At 74.2% G+C, this 21964-nt stretch carries 22 protein-coding genes; 14 read left to right on the top strand and 8 right to left on the bottom strand.

Features of this window, described 5'->3' with window-relative positions:
• Positions 1–25 precede the first annotated feature (25 nt).
• Both ACH34T_RS40590 and ACH34T_RS40585 read right to left on the bottom strand, forming a co-directional pair.
• Positions 26–2524, bottom strand: coding sequence for an FtsX-like permease family protein (locus ACH34T_RS40590; protein ID WP_396026338.1), 2499 nt, complete (start codon positions 2522–2524; stop codon positions 26–28).
• Complete coding sequence (locus ACH34T_RS40585) at positions 2521–3267, bottom strand: ABC transporter ATP-binding protein (protein WP_396026337.1); 747 nt, start codon at positions 3265–3267, stop codon at positions 2521–2523. The genes ACH34T_RS40590 and ACH34T_RS40585 overlap by 4 nt, the downstream gene beginning before the upstream one ends.
• 173 nt (positions 3268–3440) lie before the next feature.
• Between ACH34T_RS40585 and ACH34T_RS40580 the strand changes: the two genes are divergently transcribed.
• Genes ACH34T_RS40580 through ACH34T_RS40570 form a run of 3 tightly spaced genes read left to right on the top strand, consistent with a single transcriptional unit; the run spans position 3441 to position 5813 of the window.
• Positions 3441–4688, top strand: coding sequence for a sensor histidine kinase (locus ACH34T_RS40580; RefSeq protein WP_396026336.1), 1248 nt, complete (start codon positions 3441–3443; stop codon positions 4686–4688).
• The gene (locus tag ACH34T_RS40575) at positions 4676–5314 is read left to right on the top strand and encodes a response regulator transcription factor (RefSeq protein WP_396026335.1); all 639 of its coding nucleotides are present in this window, start codon (positions 4676–4678) and stop codon (positions 5312–5314) included. Before ACH34T_RS40580 ends, ACH34T_RS40575 begins: the two co-directional genes overlap by 13 nt.
• Before the next feature lie 31 nt (positions 5315–5345).
• Positions 5346–5813 carry an NUDIX domain-containing protein gene (locus ACH34T_RS40570; protein ID WP_396026334.1) on the top strand — a complete coding sequence of 156 codons (468 nt, stop codon included), beginning with the start codon at positions 5346–5348 and terminating at the stop codon, positions 5811–5813.
• Here ACH34T_RS40570 and ACH34T_RS40565 read toward each other — a convergent pair.
• A complete protein-coding gene (locus ACH34T_RS40565; protein WP_396026333.1) occupies positions 5810–6481 on the bottom strand; it encodes a TetR/AcrR family transcriptional regulator in 672 nt (223 codons plus the stop codon). The two genes, ACH34T_RS40570 and ACH34T_RS40565, sit on opposite strands and share 4 nt — an antisense overlap.
• 78 nt (positions 6482–6559) lie before the next feature.
• Here ACH34T_RS40565 and ACH34T_RS40560 point away from each other — a divergent pair, with 78 nt between their 5' ends.
• Together ACH34T_RS40560 and ACH34T_RS40555 are read left to right on the top strand one after the other, a co-directional pair.
• Positions 6560–8155 carry an ABC-F family ATP-binding cassette domain-containing protein gene (locus tag ACH34T_RS40560; RefSeq protein ID WP_396026332.1) on the top strand — a complete coding sequence of 532 codons (1596 nt, stop codon included), beginning with the start codon at positions 6560–6562 and terminating at the stop codon, positions 8153–8155.
• A 96-nt stretch (positions 8156–8251) separates the two neighbouring features.
• Positions 8252–9115, top strand: coding sequence for an alpha/beta hydrolase (locus ACH34T_RS40555; RefSeq protein WP_396026331.1), 864 nt, complete (start codon positions 8252–8254; stop codon positions 9113–9115).
• A gap of 19 nt (positions 9116–9134) precedes the next feature.
• Here ACH34T_RS40555 and ACH34T_RS40550 read toward each other — a convergent pair whose 3' ends face one another.
• Positions 9135–10070 (bottom strand): LysR substrate-binding domain-containing protein, encoded by a 936-nt coding sequence (locus ACH34T_RS40550; protein WP_396026330.1) that lies wholly within the window; start codon positions 10068–10070, stop codon positions 9135–9137.
• Between the two features lie 110 nt (positions 10071–10180).
• Here ACH34T_RS40550 and ACH34T_RS40545 point away from each other — a divergent pair, with 110 nt between their 5' ends.
• From ACH34T_RS40545 to kynU, 7 genes are read left to right on the top strand one after another with little or no spacing between them, the layout of a single operon-like run.
• A complete protein-coding gene (locus tag ACH34T_RS40545; RefSeq protein ID WP_396026329.1) occupies positions 10181–11617 on the top strand; it encodes a 2-hydroxymuconic semialdehyde dehydrogenase in 1437 nt (478 codons plus the stop codon).
• A 10-nt stretch (positions 11618–11627) separates the two neighbouring features.
• Positions 11628–12416, top strand: a complete 789-nt coding sequence (locus tag ACH34T_RS40540) for a 2-keto-4-pentenoate hydratase (protein ID WP_396026328.1) — start codon at positions 11628–11630, stop codon at positions 12414–12416.
• The gene (locus ACH34T_RS40535; protein WP_396026327.1) at positions 12416–13159 is read left to right on the top strand and encodes a 2-keto-4-pentenoate hydratase; all 744 of its coding nucleotides are present in this window, start codon (positions 12416–12418) and stop codon (positions 13157–13159) included. Before ACH34T_RS40540 ends, ACH34T_RS40535 begins: the two co-directional genes overlap by 1 nt.
• Entirely contained in the window at positions 13156–13611 is a 456-nt protein-coding gene (locus ACH34T_RS40530) for a RidA family protein (RefSeq protein WP_396026326.1), read from the top strand. Before ACH34T_RS40535 ends, ACH34T_RS40530 begins: the two co-directional genes overlap by 4 nt.
• Positions 13608–14180, top strand: a complete 573-nt coding sequence (locus ACH34T_RS40525) for a 3-hydroxyanthranilate 3,4-dioxygenase (RefSeq protein ID WP_396026325.1) — start codon at positions 13608–13610, stop codon at positions 14178–14180. Before ACH34T_RS40530 ends, ACH34T_RS40525 begins: the two co-directional genes overlap by 4 nt.
• A gap of 11 nt (positions 14181–14191) precedes the next feature.
• Positions 14192–15247 carry an amidohydrolase family protein gene (locus ACH34T_RS40520; RefSeq protein WP_396026324.1) on the top strand — a complete coding sequence of 352 codons (1056 nt, stop codon included), beginning with the start codon at positions 14192–14194 and terminating at the stop codon, positions 15245–15247.
• On the top strand, positions 15244–16497 hold the full coding sequence (gene kynU / locus ACH34T_RS40515; protein WP_396026323.1) for a kynureninase: 1254 nt from the start codon (positions 15244–15246) through the stop codon (positions 16495–16497). The genes ACH34T_RS40520 and kynU overlap by 4 nt, the downstream gene beginning before the upstream one ends.
• A 3-nt stretch (positions 16498–16500) precedes the next feature.
• On the opposite strand, the gene ACH34T_RS40510 is transcribed toward kynU, so the two are convergent.
• Positions 16501–17067, bottom strand: a complete 567-nt coding sequence (locus ACH34T_RS40510) for a TetR/AcrR family transcriptional regulator (RefSeq protein WP_396026322.1) — start codon at positions 17065–17067, stop codon at positions 16501–16503.
• 80 nt (positions 17068–17147) lie between these two features.
• Here ACH34T_RS40510 and ACH34T_RS40505 point away from each other — a divergent pair, with 80 nt between their 5' ends.
• Positions 17148–17714 carry a hypothetical protein gene (locus tag ACH34T_RS40505; RefSeq protein WP_396026321.1) on the top strand — a complete coding sequence of 189 codons (567 nt, stop codon included), beginning with the start codon at positions 17148–17150 and terminating at the stop codon, positions 17712–17714.
• On the opposite strand, the gene ACH34T_RS40500 is transcribed toward ACH34T_RS40505, so the two are convergent.
• Positions 17711–18892: an MFS transporter gene (locus ACH34T_RS40500; RefSeq protein ID WP_396026320.1), complete on the bottom strand. Its 1182-nt coding sequence runs from the start codon at positions 18890–18892 to the stop codon at positions 17711–17713. The two genes, ACH34T_RS40505 and ACH34T_RS40500, sit on opposite strands and share 4 nt — an antisense overlap.
• Positions 18893–18966: 74 nt before the next feature.
• Here ACH34T_RS40500 and ACH34T_RS40495 point away from each other — a divergent pair, with 74 nt between their 5' ends.
• Positions 18967–19980 (top strand): ROK family transcriptional regulator, encoded by a 1014-nt coding sequence (locus tag ACH34T_RS40495; protein WP_396026319.1) that lies wholly within the window; start codon positions 18967–18969, stop codon positions 19978–19980.
• Between the two features lie 33 nt (positions 19981–20013).
• Here ACH34T_RS40495 and ACH34T_RS40490 read toward each other — a convergent pair whose 3' ends face one another.
• A complete protein-coding gene (locus ACH34T_RS40490) occupies positions 20014–20718 on the bottom strand; it encodes a TetR/AcrR family transcriptional regulator (RefSeq protein ID WP_396026318.1) in 705 nt (234 codons plus the stop codon).
• Entirely contained in the window at positions 20715–21938 is a 1224-nt protein-coding gene (locus ACH34T_RS40485; RefSeq protein WP_396026317.1) for an acyl-CoA dehydrogenase family protein, read from the bottom strand. The genes ACH34T_RS40490 and ACH34T_RS40485 overlap by 4 nt, the downstream gene beginning before the upstream one ends.
• Between the last annotated feature and the right edge of the window lie 26 nt (positions 21939–21964).

Below are 21964 nucleotides of genomic sequence, written 5' to 3'. Positions count from 1 at the left end.
CGGGTGCGGGTCAGGAGAGGGCGGGTCAGGAGAGGGCGGGGGACGTGCGGCGCCGCAGGACTGCCCGCGCCGGCAGCAGGATCGCGGCCGTGCCGGACCCGGCCACGGCCGCGATGATCACCGCGGACGTCAGCGGGGAGACGGCGGGCAGCGGCAGCCCGGTGACCGCCGTGGCGAACACCGGCAGCGTCACCGCCGCGATGAGGGCCCCGGCCGCGATGCCGGTGCCGAGGACGATCGCCGCCTCCAGGCGCAGCATGCGCAGCACCTGTCCGCGGGTGGCGCCGACCAGCCGCAGCAGCGCGAACTCGCGCCGCCGCGCCGCCGTCGCCAGCGCCAGCGTCGTGACGAGGCCGATGAGGATGAACCCGGTGATCGCGGCGACGACCACGAGGCTGATGAAGCCCTGGAGGCGGATCTCCCGCGACAGGCTCGCGCCGAACGCGTCGGGGGAGATCACGCTCGCTCCCGGGTAGGCGGCGGTGACGCCCCGCAGGTCGGCGGTCGCGCCGCGGACGAGGACGTGGTCGTCGAGGGGCGAGGACGAGTGCGCCGCCACCAGGTCGCGGGGGAGCTGCACGTCGCCGAACCCGAGGCCCCGCTCGTACACGGCGGCCACCCGGGCGTCGACCTTCGTCCCGTCGCCGAGCCACAGCGTCGCCGTGGAGCCGACGCGGAGACCGCCCGCCACGTCCCGGCTCAGCGCGACGGCTGCGCCCCGCGCGTCGCCGCCGCGCACGTCGGCGAGGCGGCCGGACGACACCGTCGGGTCCATGGTGGCGGCGGCGTCCGCGCCGATCCCGCGGGCGTTCAGCGACCGCAGGTTCGGCTCGCCGAGCTCCTTGACCGCCATGATCACGGTGGTGCGCTTGACGGGTGTCGCGGCGGTCACGCCGGGCGTGCGGCGCGCCGCCTCGGCGACGCCCTGCGGGAGGCCCGGGCCGGCGGCCACGACGACCTGGTCGGCGCGGTCGCCGGCGTCCGCCTGCGCCCGGGTCGCGTGCGCGACCGTGGACGACGCGAACAGCTGGACGCCCGCGAACGCCACCGCCAACGCGACCGGCGTGATGAGCGACCCGGCGCGGAGGGCGGCGGCGCCCGCGGCGTGCTGCGCCATCCGCCCGGTCACCGGCGACACGGCCCGGGCCGCGCGGCCCAGCACCCGGTTGCCGGCCCGGGCCACCAGCGGCCCCAGCAGCGCCATCGCGACGATCAGCGCCATGACCAGGCCGCCGACCGACGCGGCGGCGGTGGGGCCGCTCGCCGTGACGGAGAACCCCAGCGCGTTCAGGCCCAGGATGAGGAACGCCACCCCGGCGATGAGGCGCCAGCGGGGCAGCCGAGCGGGCTCGACGGCCGCCTCGCCGAGCGCCTCCACCGGACGGATCCGCGACACCCGCAGCGACGCGAGGAACGCGGTGACGAGGGCGGTTAGCAGCGTCATGGCGAACGCGGCCAGGACCGGTAGCGGGCCGAGCGACAGGCCGAACCCGTCCGGCAGGACGCCCTTGCGCACCATCGCGGCGTGCATCCCCGCGCCGAGCCCCAGCGACAGCACGCCGCCCGCGAGCGCGGCCGGCGCGCCGACCTTCGCCAGCTCGCGGACGAGCCCGGCCCGGACCTGCCCCGGCGTCGCGCCGACCGCGCGGAGCAGCGCGAACTCGCGCGCCCGCTCCCGCACAGACAGGACGATCAGCCCGCCGACGACCACCAGCGCCGTCATGATCGCGATCCCGCCGAAGGAGGCGGCGATCTCCACGATGTCGGGACGGGCCGCGGCGACGGCCAGGTTCTCGGCGTCGCCGCGCTTCGCGCCCGTGGCGACGGTCAGGCCCGGCGCGGCGGCGCGGAGGGCGTCCTCGTCGAGGTCCTTCCCGCCGAGCACCGCCAGCGCGTCGGCCTGGCCGGGATGCCCGTACAGGGACGCCGCCGTCGCCGCCGTGAAGAACGCCGCGCCCGGGCCGTCCGCGACGAGGCCCGCGACCCGGTACGGGCGCGGCGCCCCGTTCACCTGCAACCGGACCGTCGCGCCCGGCCGGACGCCCGCGTCCCGGGTCAGTACGACCTCGTCCGCGGCCCGCGGGGCCCGGCCCGCGCTCAACGCGTACGGACGGAGCCCGGCCGACTCCCAGCCGTGCCCCGTCACCGCCCGCACCGAGGCCCCCGAAGACGCCGACGACCCCGAGGACAGGGCGACCGGGAACGACACGTCCGCGACCACGCCCCGGACGCCGTGCACGCCCCGCAGCCGCTCGGCGGCGGAGACCGGCACCCGGGCGCGCTCGGTCAGCGGACGGCTCTGCTCCTCCGAGTCGCCCCCGAGCAGCTTCACCCGCTGCTCGACGCTCTGCGGCCCCGTCACGACGGCCGCCGCCGCGCCGAACCGCTCGACCGGCGCGTGCGCCCGCAGCGCCGACTCCAGCAGCACCCCGCACGCGCCCACCAGCGCGGCCGCGAACGCCAGCGCCGCGAAGATCCCGACGAACGCGCCCCGTCCCGTGCCCTTGCCCTTGCCCGCCCTCACAGCGACTCCCAGCGGCCCATGACGGCGGAGACCGTGGGGGCGACCAGCTCGTCCACGATGCGGCCCCGGCTGAGGAACACGACGGAGTCGGCCCACGCGGCGGCCATCGGGTCGTGCGTGACCAGCACCACCGTCTGGCCGGTCAGGTCGGCCGCGTCGCGCAGCATCCGGAGCACGTCGCGGGACGAGCGCGGGTCCAGCGCCCCGGTCGGCTCGTCCGCGAACACGACCTCGGGACGGGTGATCAGCGCGCGGGCCACGGCGGCGCGCTGCTGCTGCCCGCCCGACAGCTCCGACGGACGGTGCCGCAGCCGGTCGCCCAGCCCCACCCGCCGGACGACGTCGTCCAGCCAGCCCGGGTCGGCGTCCACGCCGCCGAGCCGCAGCGGAAGCGTGATGTTCTGCTCGACGTCCATGGACGGGATCAGGTTGAACGCCTGGAAGACGAACCCGATCCGCTCGCGGCGCAGCAGCGTCCGCTTCGTCTCGCTGAGCCGCCCGAGGTCGGTGCCGCCGACCCGGACGGTCCCGCCGCTCGGCCGGTCCAGCCCCGACGCGCAGTGCAGGAACGTGCTCTTGCCCGACCCGGACGGCCCCATCACCGCCGTGAACGAGCCGCGCGGGAACGTCCGCGTGACGCCGTCCAGTGCCCGGACCTCGCCGTAGGTCCTGGTGACCGCCTCAAGACCCACCGCCTCCACGTCCACCGCCCCGGCGGTCGCCTCGGCCGTCATCGTCGTCATGGTTCCCTCCGGTCGGATGCCGCGTCTCACCTGGTCGAACCTAGGTTTCGGAGGGGGCCTGGCACATGGGCGCACGCTCCCGAATCGGTGGTGTAGCGGGCTACACCACCGGCCTGGGTGCGCGCCCGGATGCGCGGGGCGGCGGCGTCCCATAACGTGAGCGGCGAGGCGACATGACCAGCGACATCAGCGGATACTTCAAGCGCAGCGCGCGGGCGACCGCACAGCTGACCGGCGCGCTGCGCACCGCCCTGCCCGCGTTGCTGGGGCTCTTCCCGCTGGTGGTCTTCCTCGTGCTGAGCGTCCTCGTGCTGCCGTGGCTGCCGACGGCGGTGCGGCCGCTGCGCGCGCTCGCGAACGCCGAGCGGCGCCGCGCCGGCCGGGTCCTCGGCCGCGAGATCCCCGCGCCGTACGGGCCGATGCGCGGGGACGGCGCGGGCGAGGCGCACCGCCTCGTCCGGTCGCCGGACACCTGGCGGGACGTCGCCTGGATGGTCGCGCACGGCTTGACGGGCCTGCAGGCGGCCATGATCGGGGTGCTGATCTGGCCGGCGATCCCGTACACACTGTCGCTGCCGCTGTGGTGGTGGGCCGCGCCCGACGGGTCCACGTCGGCGTTCATCGTCCTGGACAGCTGGCCGAAGGCGCTGACGATGCCGTTCGTCCAGGGCGTCTTCGACCTCCTCATCCTGCTGTGGCTGGTGCCGCGGCTCGCGCGCTGGCAGGCCAGGCTCGCCGAGGCGCTGCTCAGCCCCACCCGCCGCCGCAGCCTCGCCGAACGGGTCGAGGAGCTCACCGAGACCCGCGCGGAGGCGCTGGAGGCGCACGGCGCCGAGCTCCGCCGCATCGAGCGCGACCTGCACGACGGGACGCAGGCGCAGCTCGTCGCCGCCGCGCTGCGCCTCGGCCTCGCCGACCGCCGCTTCGCCGCCGACCCGGACGCGGCCCACGCGCTGTTCCTTGAGGCCAGGGAGGGCGTCGAGGAGGCCCTCACCCAGCTGCGGACGGTGATCCGCGGCATCTATCCGCCGATCCTGTCCGACCGGGGCCTCGCCGGGGCGCTCCGCGCGCTCGCCGCCGCCGGTCCGATCCCCATTGAGCTGGACCTCGACGCGGACGGCGCGGCGGGCCCCCGGGCGCCCGCCGCCGCCGAGGCCGCCGCCTACTTCGTCGTCGCCGAGGCGCTGACCAACATCGCCAAGCACAGCGGCGCCCGGCACGGCTGGGTCACGGTCCGCCGCGAACCCGCCCGGCTGACGATCACCGTGCGGGATGATGGCAAGGGCGGCGCCGACCCCGACCGCGGCAGCGGCCTCGCCGGGATCCGCCGCCGGGTGGCGGCGCTCGACGGCGCCACCCGCATCGACAGCCCCGACGGGGGAGGGACGACGCTCGAGGTGGACCTGCCGTGCGGATCGTGATCGCCGAGGACAACGTGCTCCTCCGCGAGGGCCTCGTCATGCTGCTCACCTCGGACGGTCACGAGGTCGTCGCCGTCGCGGGCAGCGGCCCCGACGTGCTGCCCGCGCTGCTGGAGCACCGTCCGGACGCCGCCGTCCTCGACGTCCGGCTGCCGCCCGGGTTCCGCGACGAGGGGCTGCGCGCCGCCGTCGAGGCCCGCAAGCGGCTGCCCGGGCTGCCCGTCCTCGTGCTGTCCCAGTACGTCGAGGAGACCTACGCGGCGGAGCTGCTCGCGGGCGGCGCCGGAGGTGTCGGCTACCTGCTCAAGGACCGCGTGAGCCGCGTTGACGAGTTCCTGGACGCGCTGGAGCGCGTCGCCGCCGGGGGCACCGCCCTCGACCCCGAGGTCGTCTCGCAGCTGATGACGTCCCGGCACGACCCGCTCCAGGCGCTGACGCCCCGCGAGCGCGAGGTCCTCGGCCTGATGGCGCAGGGCCTCGACAACGCCACCATCGCCGCCACACTGGTGATCACCGAGCGGTCCGTCAGCAAGCACATCGGCGCCGTGTTCGCCAAGCTCGGCCTGCCGCCCAGCGACAGCGGCCACCGGCGCGTCCTCGCCGTCCTGGCCTACCTGAACTCATGAGCGGCCCTGAACTGATGAGCGGCCTGGGTTCATGAGGGTCCGGCGGGCCGTCCGCGCCCTGCTGCTGGACGGCGACGCGCTGATCCTGCTGCGCCGCACGCGCCCGAACCGCCCCGTCTACTGGACGACCCCCGGCGGCAAGATCGAACCCGGCGACGCGACGCCCGAGGCGGCCCTGCGCCGCGAGCTGGACGAGGAGCTCGGCGCCACCGCCGGGCCCGTCCGCCAGGTCTTCGCCTGCGGCGAGCAGAGCCCTGACCTGTACCGCCTCAACACCTTCTACGTGTGCCGCCTGGCCACGATGGACCTGTCCCGGCGGCACGGCCCGGAGTTCGACGATCCCGCCAAGGGCCGCTACGACGTCGACCTCGTCCCCTGCGCGCCCGCCGCCCTGGCCTCCATCGAGCTCATCCCGGAGCTGCTCGCGGCCTACCTCCACGACCACGCCGCCGACCTGTCCACGCTCGTCCCTGACGCCGAGCCCTCGTCCGGCGGTTAGGGGCGGGAGGTCAGCCCGTCCAGGAGGTAGTCCAGTCCCTGCGTGAACGCGGTGTCCCATTCGCCGCCCCGCAGATGGCCGTGTTCGGCGAGAGCCGGGTACAGGTCACGGTTGCGGACGAGATGCTCCGCCGCCTTCCGCGTCGCGGGCTCGCCGTCGTCCTGGACGCCGATCTGCATGAGCGCCGATCCGATGACGTAGTTGGCGATCGCGTACGCCGCGCCCGCCAGGCGCGGGCCGGTCACGCCCGTGGCGGCCAAGGCGGCGTACAGGAAGTCGGTGCGGGCCAGGACGTTGGGACCGAGCAGCGGCCGCCCGCCGAGTACGGACGCCGACCAGGGATGGTCGAGCATCGCGCGCCGCCAGCCGGACGTCAGCGCGACCACGTCGGCCCGCCAATCCGCGCGTGCGCCGGGTGCCCGGCCGGGGATCGGGACGTCGCCGAAGACGGCGTCGAGGGCCAGTTCCAGCACGTCGTCCTTCGTCTCGACGTGCCAGTACAGGGTCGTGGAGCCGGTGTCCAGGCGCTCGGCGAGCCGCCGCATCGTCAGCCGCCCGGCGCCCTCCTCGTCCAGCAGCGCGACGGCCTCGGCGACGATCCGCTCGCGGGTCAGGGGCGGCGCTCCCCGGCGCGGACGGTCATTCCGCAGCCACACGCTCTCGGTCATGCGCCCCAGGCTAGTACATTGAACGAGAACCAGATCAGCGATCCAGTTACTCGAACAGCGTACGAGAAGCGAGGCGTCATGGGGCATATCGAGGTGAGCGGCCTGACCTACGCGCCGCCCGACGGCCGGCCCCTGCTGGACGACGTCTCGTTCCGCGTCGGGGCCGGGACGAAGGCGGCGCTCGTCGGCCCGAACGGCGGCGGCAAGACCACGCTGCTGCGGCTGATCGCGGGAGACCTCCCGCCGTCGGACGGCGTCGTGACGAGTTCCGGCGGCCTGGGCGTGATGCGCCAGTTCATCGGCGACGTCCGCGACGGCCGCACCGTCCACGACCTGCTGCTGTCGGTGGCGCCCGGCCGCGTCCGGGACGCGGCACGCGAACTGGCCAAGGCGGAGGCGGCACTGGACGAGAGCGAGCGAACCCAGCTGGCCTACGCCCAGGCCATCACCGACTACACGGACGCGGGCGGCTACGACATCGAGGTCGTCTGGGACACCTGCGCGACGGCCGCGCTGGGCCTGCGCTTCGACGAGGCGAAGGCCCGGCCGGTGACGACGCTGTCGGGCGGCGAGCAGAAACGCCTCGTCCTGGAGGCGCTCCTGCGCGGCCCGGACGAGGTCCTCCTCCTCGACGAGCCCGACAATTACCTGGACGTCCCCGCCAAGGAATGGCTCGCCGAGCAGATCCGAGGCACGGGCAAGACCGTCCTGCTCGTCTCCCACGACCGGCAATTGCTCGCGGACACCGCCGACCGGATCGTCACGGTGGAATCACGCGACGTCTGGGTGCACGGCGGCGGATTCGCGGGCTACGCGCAGGCCCGCCGCGACCGCACCGAACGCCTTCACGAACTGCGCCGCCGCTGGGACGACGAACACGCGCGGCTCAGACGACTCGTCCACACGTTGCGCCAGCGCGCGACCAACAATGACGCGGTCGCGTCCTCCTATCAGGCCGCTCGCACCCGGTTGCAGCGCTTCGAGGAAGCGGGTCCGCCGCAGAGCGCCCCCAAGGAGCAGAACGTGCGGATGCGGCTGCGCGGCGGCCGCACCGGCAAACGTGCCCTCATCTGTGAATCGCTCGAACTGACCGGCCTGACGCGCCCTTTCGACTTCGAGGTCTGGTACGGCGAGCGCGTCGCCGTTCTCGGCCCGAACGGCTCCGGCAAGTCGACCTTCCTGCGCCTGCTCGCCTCGGGCCCCGACGACGGTGCCGACGACGGCATTCCGCATTCCGGCGCCCACCGGTTGGGGGCGCGGGTCGTCCCGGGCCATTTCGTCCAGACGCACGCGCGCCCCGACCTGCAAGGCCGCACCCCCGCGCGGATCCTGATGGCGGAGAACGCGCTGACCCGCAACGACGCCATGGCGGCGCTCGCCCGCTACGAACTGGCGCCCGCAGGCTCCCGCCCCTTCGAGACCCTCTCGGGAGGTCAGCAGGCCCGGCTGCAAATCCTCCTGCTGGAACTGTCGGGCGCGACCCTGCTGCTCCTCGACGAACCGACCGACAACCTGGATCTGGCCAGCGCCGAGGCATTGCAGGAGGGCCTGGCGTCCTATTCGGGAACCGTCCTCGCGGTGACCCACGATCGCTGGTTCGCCGCCGATTTCGACCGCTACCTCGTCTTCGCCGCGGACGGCGAAGTCCACGAGTCGGACACCCCGCGCTGGTAAGCCGTCATGGCCGGATTGTGATACCGGCCGGAAGGAACGGTATTTGATCGTCCCGCCTCGGCGGTGGAGGCTGGGCCTGGACGCGAGGGGGACGATGTGGGCGACTGGCCGGGCAGCGAGCTGAGCGACGAGGAACTCGACGTCGCCTACAACGTGCGGAGAAAGGCCGGGACGGAATTGCTGGAACGGCATCTGGCCCGCTACCGGGCCGAGTCCGAGCGGGCCGTCACCGGCCTCCCCGGGCATCCCGGCGTGGTCTACGACGAGGCGAGCGGCGAGCGCCTGGACGTCTGGGGCGTGGACGGCAACGGCCTGAGGCCCGTCTTCATCTACTTCCACGGCGGCTATTGGTTCGCGTTGTCGCGCGAAGAGTCGTCCTTCATGGCGCGGATGCTCCACGAGCAGGGCATCGCGACCGTCGTGCCCGACTACACGCTCGCCCCGAAGGCGACGCTGGAGGAGATCGTCCGCCAGGCGCGGGCGGCGGTCGCGTGGGTGCACCGGCACGGGCGCGAGCACGGGCTCGACCCGCGGCGGATCGTGGTCGGCGGCAGCTCGGCGGGCGGTCATCTGACGGGGATGACGATGGTCGGCGGCTGGCAGGAGCGCTTCGGGCTCCCCGACGACGTCGTCACCGCCGCGATGCCGATCAGCGGGCTGTTCGACATCCGCCCGGTCACCCGCATCTACGTGAACGAGTACGTGCGGCTGGACGAGGAGCGGGCCGCGGCGCTGAGCCCCGCCCTGCTGCCCGCGGACCGTCGGTGCCCCGCCGTGTTCGCGGTGGCGGAGAACGACGGCGACGGCTTCCTGGCGCAGACCCGCCGGTTCCACCCCAAGTGGGACGCCGGCGACCTGATCGTCGTCCCCGGCCGCGACCATTTCGACGTTGTCCTGGACCTGGGCGACGCGGAGTCCAGGCTCGGCGCGGCGCTCGTCGACCTCGTCCGCTCCGTGTGACCGGGCCTGATCACACGGGTCAAGCCTCGGTGGCGGTGATCTCGGCGGCCTCGGCGCGGAGGTGGTCGAGCATCAGCCGGGCGGACGGCGTCGGGGCGCGGTGCGCGGGGAGCGTGACGCCCACCTGGCGCCGGACGGCCTCCAGCGGCACGGGCAGCGGCGCGATGTCGGCGTCGGTCCTGGCGACGAGCTCGGGCAGCGCGGCGATCATGTCGGTGTCGCGGACGAGCGTCCGGACGGTCAGCACGGACGTGCATTCGACCAGGTTCCCCGGCGGCACGAGCCCTTCCCCGCGGAAGACCTGCTCCAGTTCGGCGCGCAGCGCCGTCTGCTCCAGCGGCAGCACCCACGGATAGTCGAGCAGGTCGGCGAGGCGGAGGTCCCGCCGGGCGCGGGCCGGGTGGCCGCGGCGCGCGACGAGGCGGACGGGCTCGCCGTAGAGGGTGATCTGGCGGAGCCCGCGCAGGTCGCCGATCGGGTTGAGGCGGCCGAGGATCAGGTCGATCTCCCCGTCGAGCAGCCGCGGGACCTGGGCGTCGAACGTGGCCTCCTGGACGATCACCGTGATGCCGGGCCGGTCGGCCTTCAGCGCGGCGATCGCGCGGGGGAGCAGCACGTTGGACCCGGCGAGGAGCGTTCCGATGGTGACGGTGCCGACCTGGCCGTCGGCGAGGCCGGTGATGCGCTCGCCCGCGCGGCGCAGCTCGGCGAGGACGGCGCGGGCGTGCTCGGTGAACGCGTCCCCGAACATCGTCGGCGTCACGCCGCGCGGGCCGCGGGTGAACAGCTCCACGCCGAGGATGTTCTCGACCTCGCGGAGGCTGCGGGTCACGGCGGGCTGCGCGAGGTGGAGGTGCTCGGCGGCCCGCAGGACGCTGCCCTGGTCGGCGATGGCGACGACGAGGACCAGGTGGCGGAGCTTCAGCCGTCCGTTGAGCAGGTCGATCGCGCGCATACCACCGACTACTATCACAGTTTCGTCATAGCTCGACGGTCAATTGGTATTTGGCGGGCATAGCTTCGCGGGTAGAGGATCGAGTCATCGAGCCATCGCGGGAGGAACGGATGAAGGCTGAGCACTACGTCGGCGGCGTCTTTCGCTCGGACGGCCCGGCCTTCCCCCTCATCGCGCCCGTGGACGGCACGGAACTCGGCTCCGTCCCCGAAGCCACGCGGGAGGTCGTCGACGACGCCGTCACCGCCGCCCGGGCGGCGCTCCAAGGCCCGTGGGGGTCGACGGGCGTCGAGGAGCGGGCGGCCGCGCTGCGGTCCGTGGCCGACGGGATCGAGGCGCGCTTCGACGAGTTCGCCGACGCGGAGATCGCCGACACCGGCAGGCCCCGCGAGTTCGCCAGGACCGTCGACGTCCCGCGCGCGATCGGCAACTTCCGCGCCTACGCCGACCTGCTGTACGGGCGTCCCGAACGTGCCTACACCACGCCGATCCCGGGCTGGAGCACAGGAACGGGCGAGGCCCTCAACTACACCGTCCGCCGCCCGCTCGGCGTCGTGGCGATCATCTCCCCCTGGAACCTGCCGCTGCTGCTGTCCACCTGGAAGATCGCCCCCGCGCTCGCGTGCGGCAACGCGGTCGTGCTGAAGCCGTCGGAGGAGACGCCGTCCACCGCGACGCTGCTCGCCCGCGTGATCGACGACGCCGGGCTCCCGGACGGCGCGTTCAACCTCGTGCACGGGCACGGCCCGGCCGCGGCGGGGGAGTTCCTCACCGGGCATCCGGGCGTGGACGCGATCGCGTTCACCGGCGAGTCCGCCACCGGCGCCGCGATCATGCGCAACGCCGCCGACCACGTCACCCCGATCTCGTTCGAGCTGGGCGGCAAGAACCCGGCGCTCGTGTTCGCCGACGCCGACCTCGACGCCGCCGTCGACGGGACGGTCCGCTCCTCCTTCACCCACTCCGGGCAGATCTGCCTGTGCACCGAGCGCGTCTACGTCGAGCGCCCGGTCTTCGACGAGTTCGTCACCCGGCTCGGTGAGCGGGCGGAGGCCCTGACCGGCTACGGCCCCATGATCTCCGCGGACCACCGCGAGAAGGTCCTGTCGTACTACCGGCTCGCCCGCGACGAGGGCGCCACGGTCGTCGCGGGCGGCGGCGCGCCCGCCTTCGGCGACGAGCGGGACGGCGGCTTCCACGTCGAGCCGACCGTCCTGACCGGCCTGCCGGAGACGGCCCGCGCCGTCCGCGAGGAGATCTTCGGACCGGTCTGCCACGTCGCGCCGTTCGACACCGAGGACGAGGCGCTCCGGCTCGCCAACGACAGCCCCTACGGCCTCGCCTCCACGGTCTGGACGCGGGACCTCTCGCGGGCGCACCGGGTCGCGCCGCGCGTCGAGACCGGGGTCGTCTGGGTGAACTGCTGGAACCTGCGCGACCTGCGCACCCCGTTCGGCGGCGTCAAGGCGTCGGGGATCGGGCGGGAGGGGGGAGAGTACTCCTTGGACTTCTTCTCCGAGCCCGTGAACGTGTGCATCCAGATCTGAGAGCGAGCCCGTGACGACCACGAACATCGACGCCGCCGCCGAGCGGCTCCGCGGCGCCCACGCGTCCGGAACGCCGTGCGCGCCCGTCCGCGACCTGATCACGACGGCGGACGACGCCTACGCCGTCCAGGACCGGCTGACCGGGCGCTGGCTGGCCGAGGGACGCCGCCTCGCCGGACGCAAGATCGGCCTGACGTCGCGGGCCGTCCAGGAGCAGCTCGGCGTCGACAGCCCCGACTTCGGGATGCTGTTCGCCGACATGGCCGTCCCGGACGGCGAGGAGATCCCCGCGGGCGCCGTGCTCCAGCCGCGGGCGGAGGCCGAGGTCGCGCTCGTGCTGGAGCACGACCTGGTGCACGAGCGGCACACGGCCGCGGACGTGATCCGCGCGACCGCGTTCGCGCTGCCCGCCATCGAGGTCGTCGGCAGCCGCGTCCGCGACTGGGACATCACGCTCGCCGACACGGTCGCCGACAACGCCTCGTCCGGCATGTACGTGCTGGGCAACCGTCCCGTCCCGCTCAAGGACGTCGACCTGCGCCTGTGCGGGATGGCGATGGAGCGCCGCGGCGAGCAGGTCTCGACCGGCAACGGCGCCGCCTGCCTCGGCCATCCGCTGAACGCGGCGCTGTGGCTCGCCGACGTGCTCGTCCGCGTCGGGCGCCCGCTGCGCGCGGGCGACACCGTGCTGACCGGCGCGCTCGGCCCGGTCGTCCCTGCCGCCCCCGGCGACGTCTTCGAGGCCCGCATCGAGGGTGTTGGAGACGTCCGTGTCGCCTTCGGCAAGGAGGAGGGCTGATGGTGGACGTCGAGCTGCTCGCGGAACGGCTGGACAAGGCCGCCCGGGACGTCCTTCCCGTCGCGAAGCTCACCGAGCGGACGCCGTTCGACGTGGCGACCGCCTACGCGGTGCAGCGCGCCGGGATCGAGCGGCGACGCCGCCGCGGCGAGCGCCTCGCCGGGGTGAAGATGGGCTTCACCAGCCGCGCGAAGATGGCGCAGATGGGCGTGGACGACGTCATCTGGGGCCTGCTCACCGACACGATGCTCGCCGAGTCGTCCGTGGACGTGTCGAAGCTCATCCATCCGCGGGTCGAACCGGAGATCGCGTATCTGATCGGCCGGGAGGTCCGCTCGGCCGCCGAGGTCGAGACGGCCGTGACGGGCGTCGCGGTCGGGTTCGAGGTCCTCGACTCCCGCTACCGCGACTTCAAGTTCACCCTTCCCGACGTCATCGCCGACAACGCGTCCGCCGCCCGCTTCGGCTTCGGGGCCTGGCACCCGCCCCGCGACGTGTCGAACGTGGGCCTGCTCATGGAGATCGACGGGCGTCCCGTCCAGGCGGGCAGCTCCGCGGCGATCCTCGGCGACCCGGCGCGGGCGCTGCGCGCGGCCGCCCGGCTCGCGCTCGGCGCCGGGCTGGCGCTGGAACCCGGCTGGATCGTCCTCGCGGGCGCCGCGACGGCCGCCGTCCCGCTGCCGAAGGACGCGCACGTCCGCGTCACCGGCGCAGGCCTCGGCAGCGTGGAGCTGACGACATGACGGGCCCGGGCGACGACGCGATCCTCGTCGCGGGCAAGGCGGCGCCGCGCGGGCGGTTCCCGCACGTGAAGCGGGCCGGCGACCTGGTGTTCGTGTCCGGCACGAGCTCCCGCCGCCCGGACGGGACGTTCGCCGGGGCGAGCGCCGACGCGATGGGTGTCACCGACCTCGACGTCCGGGCGCAGACCCGCGCCGTCATCGAGAACGTCCGCGACCTGCTCAGGGCCGCGGGCGGCGACCTGCCCGATCTCGTGAACGTCACCGCCTACCTGGTGAGCATGAACGACTTCGGCGGGTACAACGAGGTCTACGCCGAGTTCTTCGACGAGACCGGCCCCGCGCGCACGACCGTCGCGGTGCACCAGCTCCCGCACCCGCACCTGCTCATCGAGATGGCCTGCGTCGCGCACATCCCCGCAGACCGCATTACCAGCAAGGAGGCCGGAGCATGACCCTGCCGCAGCTGTCGTTCGGACGGCCGTTCAACTTCGACGCGTGGATCGACGAGCACCGCGACCTGCTGAAGCCGCCGGTCGGCAACGTCCAGGTGTTCGACGACGCGGGCCTGATCATCATGGTGGTCGGCGGCCCCAACCAGCGCACCGACTTCCACGACGACCCGAAGGAGGAGTTCTTCTACCAGCTCAAGGGCAACATGGTGCTGCGCGTCATGGAGGAGGAGGGCCGCCCGCCGGCCGACCTGCAGATCAACGAGGGCGACGTGTTCCTGCTGCCGCCGCACGTCCGGCACTCGCCGCAGCGGCCCGAGACGGGGTCGATCGGCCTCGTCGTGGAGATCCCGCGGCCGGAGGGCCAGCGGGAGGCGTTCGAGTGGTACTGCACCGAGTGCCACCACCTCGTGCACCGCGCCGAGCTGCAGGTCCGGTCGATCGTCGACGACCTGCCGCCCACGTTCCAGCGCTTCTACGACGGCGACCGCAAGTGCCCGAACTGCGGCGCCGTCCACCCGGGCAAGACGTGGCCGCAGACGATGACCCCGGCCACCGCGCCCCGGGCCTGACGGGGGTCCCCGTGACGGTCATCGACGTCCACACGCACGTCTTCCCGCGGATCACCCGCCGGGAGGGCGGGGTCCTCGCCGACGCCGGGCAGCCGTGGCTGCGCGTCGACGGCGACGGCGCGGGCATGATGATGAGCGGGGACGACGAGTTCCGGCCCGTCGGCGACTCGCTCTGGGACGCGGCCCGCAGGCTCGCCGATATGGACGCCGCGGGCGTCGACGTCCAGGCCGTCTCGTCCACCCCGCTGATGTTCGGCTACGACGCCGAGCCGCGCCGCGCCGCCGACTGGTGCGACCTGGTGAACGACCGCATCCTCGCCTTCTGCGCCGACGCGCCGGGCCGGCTGCTGCCGCTGTGCCAGGTCCCGCTGCAGGACCCGGCGCTCGCCTGCGACGTCGCGACGCGCGCCGCGGCGGCCGGGCACCGGGGCGTCCACATCGGCAACCACGTCGGCGACCGCAACCTCGACGACGAGGGCATCACCGCGTTCCTCGCCCACTGCGCCGGGCTCGGCCTGCCCGTGCTGGCGCACCCGTGGGACATGTTCGGCGCCGACCGGATGCGCGGCCACATGCTCCCGTGGCTGTGCGGGATGCCCGCGGAGACGCAGCTCAGCATCCTCGGGCTGATGCTGTCCGGCGCGTTCGAGCGGATCCCGCCGTCGCTGCGGCTGTGCTTCTGCCACGGCGGCGGCAGTTTCGCGTTCCTGCTCGGACGCGCCGACAACGCCTGGCACCGGCGCGACATCGTCCGCGCCGCCTCCCCGCGCCCGCCGTCGGAGTACGTCGACCGCTTCTTCGTCGATTCGGCCGTCTTCGACCCGCGCGCGCTCCGACTCCTCGTGGACGTGATGGGCCCCGAGCGCGTGATGCTCGGCTCCGACTACCCGTTCCCGCTGGGGGAGCTGGAGCCCGGCGCGACGATCCGCGCCTGCCCCGGCCTGGACGACGCCGAATGCGCCCTCCTCCTCGGCGGCAACGCACAGGAATTCTTCGCCCCCGCCCCAGCCCCTGCCTCCGCTGCCGCCGTCGAAGAGCTGGTGACGACCGAAGGAAGCGCCCCGTGAGCACTGAGGAGGAGGCGCGGCGGCTCGACGAGAGCGACCCGCTGCCCACGCTGCGCGGAGAGTTCCTCGTCCCGCCCGCCCCCGGCGGTCCCTACGGCGAGGCGGCGTACTTCGCCGGGAACTCCCTCGGCCTCCAGCCGAAGACCGTCGCGGAACGGCTCCGCGAGGAACTGGACGACTGGGCGCGCTTCGCCGTCGAGGCCCACACGCAGGGCCGCCGCCCCTGGGTGGACTACCACGAACTGGCCCGCGAGCCCGCCGCCCGCCTCGTCGGTGCCAGGCCCCACGAGGTCGTCGCGATGAACTCGCTGACCGTCAACCTGCACCTGATGATGGCGAGCTTCTACCGCCCCGCCGGTGCGCGCACCCGCATCGTCATCGAGGACTCGGCGTTCCCATCCGACTCGTACGCGGTCGCCAGCCAGGCCGTCCACCACGGCCTCGACCCGGCCGCGACGGTCGTGCGACTCCGACCGCGTCCCGGCGAGGAGAACCTGCGCACCGAGGACGTCCTCGGCTACCTCGAACGCGAGGGCCGCACGGTCGCGCTGCTGATGCTCGGCGGCGTCAACTACCTGACCGGCCAGCTCATGGACATGCCCGCGATCACCAAGGCGGGCCGGGCCGCCGGCGCCGCCGTCGGCTGGGACCTCGCGCACGCCGCCGGGAACGTCCCGCTGCGCCTGCACGACTGGGACGTCGACTTCGCCGCCTGGTGCACCTACAAGTACCTCAACAGCGGGCCGGGCGCGGTCGCCGGATGCTTCGTCCACGAGCGGCACGTCCGGGACGCGTCCGTGCCGAGGTTGTCGGGGTGGTGGGGCACCGACCCGTCCGTCCGGTTCCGGATGGAGCCGGACATCGCGCCGCCCGCGTCCGCCGACGCCTGGCAGCTGTCCAACCCGCCGATCCTGGCGCTGGCGCCCGTCCTCGCGTCCCTGGAGATCTTCGACCGCGTCGGCATGGACGCCCTGCGCGCCAAGAGCGAGCGCCTGACCGCCTATCTGGCGTCCCGGCTCGCCCCCATCGGCGGCCTGGAGATCATCACCCCGCCCGACCCCGCCGCACGCGGCGCCCAGCTCTCCCTCCGCGTGGACGACGCGGGCGCGCTCGTCCGGCGCCTGGCCGAAACGCATGGCGTGATCGCCGACGCCCGCGAACCCGACGTCGTCCGGCTGGCCCCCGTCCCGCTGTACTGCACCTTCCACGACTGCCACCGCGCCGCCGAAGCGCTCCGCGACACGGCGTGATCCCTACGGCCGCGCCCGAGGCTCGACGCCGAAGGCGGACAGCAAGGCGGCGATGAAGTCCTCACCCTCGCCGGGGGCGGCGTCGACCCGGCGCAGCGCCGCCGTGCCCAGGTAGGCCGCGTACATCGCGCTCGCGTCGTACCGGGCCCGGTCGGCGGGACGCCCCAGTTCCGCGAAGGCGGCCTCGATGATCGCCAGCCGCCGCCGGGTGACCCGCTCCGCCACCGGCCGGACGACCGGGTCGCCCGACTCGGTCAGCAGCCGCAGCGCCAGGTCCGCGCCCTCGACCGCCGCGTACGCCTGCCGGACCAGCACCCGCAGCCGCTCGGCCGGGTCGGCGATGGCCGCCAACCCCGGAAGCACCGCGTCGGTCTGACGCCGCTCCCACCGCTCCAGAGCCGCCTCCAGCAACGCGCGCCTGTCGGCGAACAGCCAGTAGAAGCTGGATTTGGAGGCGCCCAGCCGGGCCGCGACCGGCTCGACGGCCACCGCCGCCGGGCCGCCCTCGGCGAGCATCGCCAGGGCGGCCTCGGCCCAGTCCTCACGGGTGAGACGGGCGGTCCGTGGCATGGGTCACCTCCGCTGGACAGCGTTCTGGACGGTTCCGTACATTACCATTCTGTACGGCACCGTCCACAAGGGAGATCGCCATGGACCGGCTCATCGACCGGCTGCTGCCCGCCTACGACTTCCGCGTCCGCTACACCCGGCGGATCGCCGCCGAACCCGAACAGGTCTGGACGGCCCTGCACACGGTCACCCACGCCGAACTCCCGGTGACCCGGCTGCTCATGGCCGTCCGCCACGCCGGCAGGAACCGTCTCAGCGGCCCGATCCTGGAAGCCATCCCCATGCCCCTCCTGGGCGAGCAAGAGGCCCGCGAGGCCGTCGCCGGAAAAGTGGCCAAGTTCTGGCGCCCGCGCCCCGTGCCCGGCCCGGACTCGACCACGACACCGGAGGGCTTCGCCGCCTTCGCCGAGCCGGGCTGGGCCAAGGCGGCGATGAGCTTCCAGCTCTCCCCGCTGCCCGGCGGACGCACCCTGCTGGCCGCCGAAACCCGTATCCACGCCACCGACGCCGCCGCCCGCCGCGCCTTCGCCCCCTACTGGCTGCTCATCCGCGCCGGAGGCGCGGGCTTCATCCGCCTCGAAATGCTCCGCGCCATCGCCCGCCGCGCCGAACGATCCGAACGAACCACCCGGCTCGGATCCGGCTAGCGCACCGCGGCTTCGGTGGTGGACTCGGCAGCCGCGGCCTTGGCCGCCGCGCCGCCGCGCGGGCGGAGGGCGCCGGCGGAGAGGGTCATGACCGCGACCACGCAGGTGATCATGGCGAAGGCGGCGGGATAGGAGAGGGCTCCGGCCGTCCAGCCGGTGACGGCGGGCGCGGTCAGGCCGGACAGGTAGGTGATCGTCGCGACGCCCGCGACGCCCTCGCCCGGGGTCGAGCCGGTGTCGGCGGCGGCCGCGAAGACCAGCGGCAGGACCGTCGCGACGCCGACGCCGAGCAGCGCGAACCCGGCCATGGCGGGCAGCGGGGCCCGGGAGACGACGACCAGGACGCCGCCGAGCACCGCGACCGAGCCCCCGTACCGGACGACCCGCGGCGCGCTGAACCGCCGGACGAGGCGGTCCCCGGCGAGCCGCGTGCCCGCCATGCACGACATGAAGAGCGTGTAGCTGGCGGCGGCGAGGCCGGGGCCGGAGTCCGCGACCTCGGTGAGGTACACGGCGGACCAGTCGGCGCTCGCGCCCTCGGCGAACGTGCCGCAGAACCCGACGAGGCCGATGGCGAGGACGGCGCGGGTCGGCAGCGCGAAGCGGCGCGGCGCCTGGACGCCCTCGGACGGCCGGTCAGCGAGCAGCCCGCGTCCGGCCACGGCGCCCACGGCGAGCAGCACGGCCGCGACCAGGCCGAGGTGCAGCCGGGCGTCCACCCGGGCGTGCGCGGCGAGGACGCCGGCGCCGCCGGCGGCGAGGCTGCCGAGGCACCACAGGCCGTGCAGCCCGGAGATGACCGGCCGCCGCAGGTGCCGCTCCACGGCGACCCCGTGGGCGTTCATGACGATGTCGCACATCCCGGCCGCCGCGCCGTACAGCAGCATGGCCGCGAACAGCCAGGCGGGGGCGGGCGCGAGCGCGGGCAGCGCGAGGACGGCGCTCCACGCCAGCACCAGGATGCGGATGGCCCGCCGCTCGCCGATCCGGTGCGCGATGCGGCTCGCGGTCGGCATGGCGGTGAAGGCGCCGATGGACGGGCACAGCAGCGCGAGGCCGAGCACGGTCGGGGAGAGGTCGAGCCTGTCCTGGATCCAGGGGATGCGGGTGGCGAGGGTCCCGGCCACGGCCCCGTGGACGGCGAACACGATGCCGATGGCACGGTGCTGAGGGTTCATGGTTCCAGAAACTAACAGGCAGGCTTCCTGATGAAAAGCGAAAACAGGCAGGAACCCTGATTATTATGGGGAGCGTGAAGACCGCAGACCCGACGATGGCGCGGGCGATCAACGACCGGCTCGCGCTCGACCTGCTGCTTGAGCGGGGTCCGCTGACCGCGCCGCAGCTGCGCACGCTGACCGGGCTGTCCCGGCCGACCGTGTCCGACCTGATCGAACGGCTCCGCGCGGGCGGGCTGATCGAGGTGGCGGGAGAGACAGGCGCCGACCGGCGCGGCCCGAACGCGCGCCTCTACGGGCTCGTGGCCGGACGCGCGCACGTGGCCGGGGTGAACCTGCGCCGGGACGCCGTCCATGTGGGCGTCGCCGACATCGCGGGGAACGAGGGCGGCGTCGTGTCGCGTCCGCTGCCCGAGGCGCCGGATCTGGTCGCGCTCATCGCCGAGGCGGTCGCGGAGGCCGCGGGCGGGCGGGTCCCGCACACGGTGGTGCTCGGCACGCCAGGGCTGATCCATCCGCGCACCGGGCTCGCCTCCGACAGCGGCGTGCCCGGCTGGCGTCCCGACCTCGGCCCCGCGCTGGCGGACCGGCTCGGCACGCGGGTGACGCTGGAGAACGAGGTCAACCTGTCCGGCATCGCCGAGCACCGGACGGGCGCCGCCGCCGGACGCGACGACTTCGCCCTGCTGTGGATGGCCGACGGGGTCGGCGCCGCGGTCTTCCTGGACGGACGCCTCCGCCGCGGCGCGTCCGGCGGAGCGGGCGAGGTCGGCCTGCTCAAGTTCGGCGGCATGGACTTCTGCGACCTCATGGACGCCGAGCGCGACCTCGGCCCCGAGGCGTTCGCGGACCGGATCGTCCAGGGGGTGTTCGCGCTGGTCGCCGTCCTGGACCCGGGCCTCGTCATCCTCGGCGGCGAGCTGGGCCGCGTGGGCGGCGACCGGCTGGCCGGGCTTGTCGCGGAACGGCTCGGGCGGATGTCCCCGGCGTCCACCGAGGTGCGGGCCAGCGGCGTCGAGGGCGACACGGTCCTGCGCGGCGCGGTGCTGACCGCCCTCGACCTGGCCCGCGACGACGTCTTCCGCTGACGTCCTCCGCTGACGTGGTCCGCTAGCCCTCCGCTAGCCCTCCGCCTGCCCGGCCTCGTCCGCCTTGGGGAGGCGCTCGCCGGTGCGGAGCCGGTCCAGGCCGAGCCAGATGAACTCCACGGCCATCTGCTCGGCGCGCTCGCGCGGCGTGTCGGGGTGCTCCAGCCACCACGAGACCATCGACAGCATCGACCCGTACATCAGCGGGACGAGCAGCCGCGCCCGCCGCTCGTTCACCTCCAGCGCGGCCCGCGACAGCTTCGGGTCGGCGCGGCGGCGGCGCAGCAGCAGGTCGGCGAACGCGGCGCCGAGCCGGTCGCGGAGCTCGCGCAGCCCGAGCCCGGCCCCTGACCTGTCGAGGGGCTCGTCGAGGGGCTTGTCGAGATGCCGCACGACGAGGGCCCACGCGTCCGGCTCCTCGGTGGCGTAGTCGAACAGGACCCGGATCATGGCGCGGATGCCGTCCGCCGAGCCGTGCGCGGCGAGCACCGCCGCGTTGAGCCGTCCGGTCAGCTCGGCGACGATCGCCTCGGTGACCTCGGTGAACAGCTCCTCCTTCGACGTGAAGTGCTGGTACAGCAGCGCCTTGGACACCTGCGCCGCCGCCGCGACGTGCTCCATCTGCGTCAGGTGGTAGCCGCGCCCGCCGAACTCCGCCAGCGCCACCCGGAGGAGCTGCTCGCGGCGCCGGGCCTGCGGCATCCGCCGCCTGCCCGCGCCCGCCCCGTCCGCCGTCATGCGCCGACGTACCTGCCCAGCTCGGCGCGGGCCACCGACCGGACGTGGACCTCGTCGGGGCCGTCCGCGAGGCGCAGCGTCCGCAGGCCCGCCCACATGGCCGCGAGCGGGGTGTCGCCGCTGACGCCCGCGCCGCCGTGCATCTGGATCGCCTTGTCGACGACGTCCAGCGCCATGCGCGGCACGACCACCTTGATCGCCGCGACCTCGGACCTGGCGGCCTGGACACCGTGCTCGTCGATCAGCCAGGCGGTCTTCAGCGTGAGGAGCCGGGCCTGCTCGATCGCCATCCTGGACTCGGCGATCCGCTCCCGCACGACGCCCTGCCTGGCGAGCGGCCCCCCGAACGCCTCGCGCGACACCGCGCGCTCGCACATCAGCTCCAGCGCCCGCTCCGCCACGCCGACCGCGCGCATGCAGTGGTGGACGCGGCCGGGCCCGAGCCGGGCCTGCGCGATGGCGAACCCGCCGCCCTCCTCGCCGACGAGGTTCTCCACCGGGACGCGGACGTCGGTGAACGTGATCTCGCAGTGGCCGTGCTGGTCCTGGTAGCCGAACACGGGCAGCGGCCGGACGACCTCCACGCCCGGCGTGTCCATCGGCACCAGCACCATCGACTGCTGCCGGTACGGGTGCCCGCCCGGATCCGTCTTGCCCATCACGATCATGATCGTGCAGCGCGGGTCGGCGGTGCCGGTGATCCACCATTTCCGGCCGTTGATGACGTAGTGGTCGCCGTCGCGCTCGACGCGGGTGGAGATGTTGGTGGCGTCGGAGCTGGCGACGTCCGGCTCGGTCATCGCGAACGCGCTGCGGATCTCGCCGTCCAGCAGCGGCGCGAGCCAGCGCTCCTTCTGCGCGGGCGTGCCGAACAGGTGCAGGACCTCCATGTTGCCGGTGTCGGGCGCCGCGCAGTTGGTGGCCTCGGGCGCCAGTTCGGGGGAGCGGCCGAGGATCTCGGCCAGCGAGGCGTAGTCGGTCACGGACAACCCGTGCGCCGGGTCCCGGCTGGCCGGCAGGAACAGGTTCCACAGGCCGCGCTTACGCGCCTCGGCCTTGAGGTCCTCGACGACCCGCGGGACGTGGTGCTCGCGGCCCGCCGCGCGCAGCTCCGCCCGCTGGGCCGCGTAGACGGGCTCGGCCGGGTAGACGTGGGCGTCCATGAAGTCCTGGAGGCGGTCGAGGTGCTCCCGGGCCCGCCCGCTCAAACCGAAGTCCATTCCGTTAGGGTAACTGACGAGTCAGT

The sequence above is a fragment of the Actinomadura sp. 9N215 genome (genome assembly GCF_044326345.1).
Lineage (GTDB): Bacteria > Actinomycetota > Actinomycetes > Streptosporangiales > Streptosporangiaceae > Spirillospora.
Note: the sequence above shows the minus strand (reverse complement) of the source record. Positions and strands in the feature narration are given on the sequence as shown.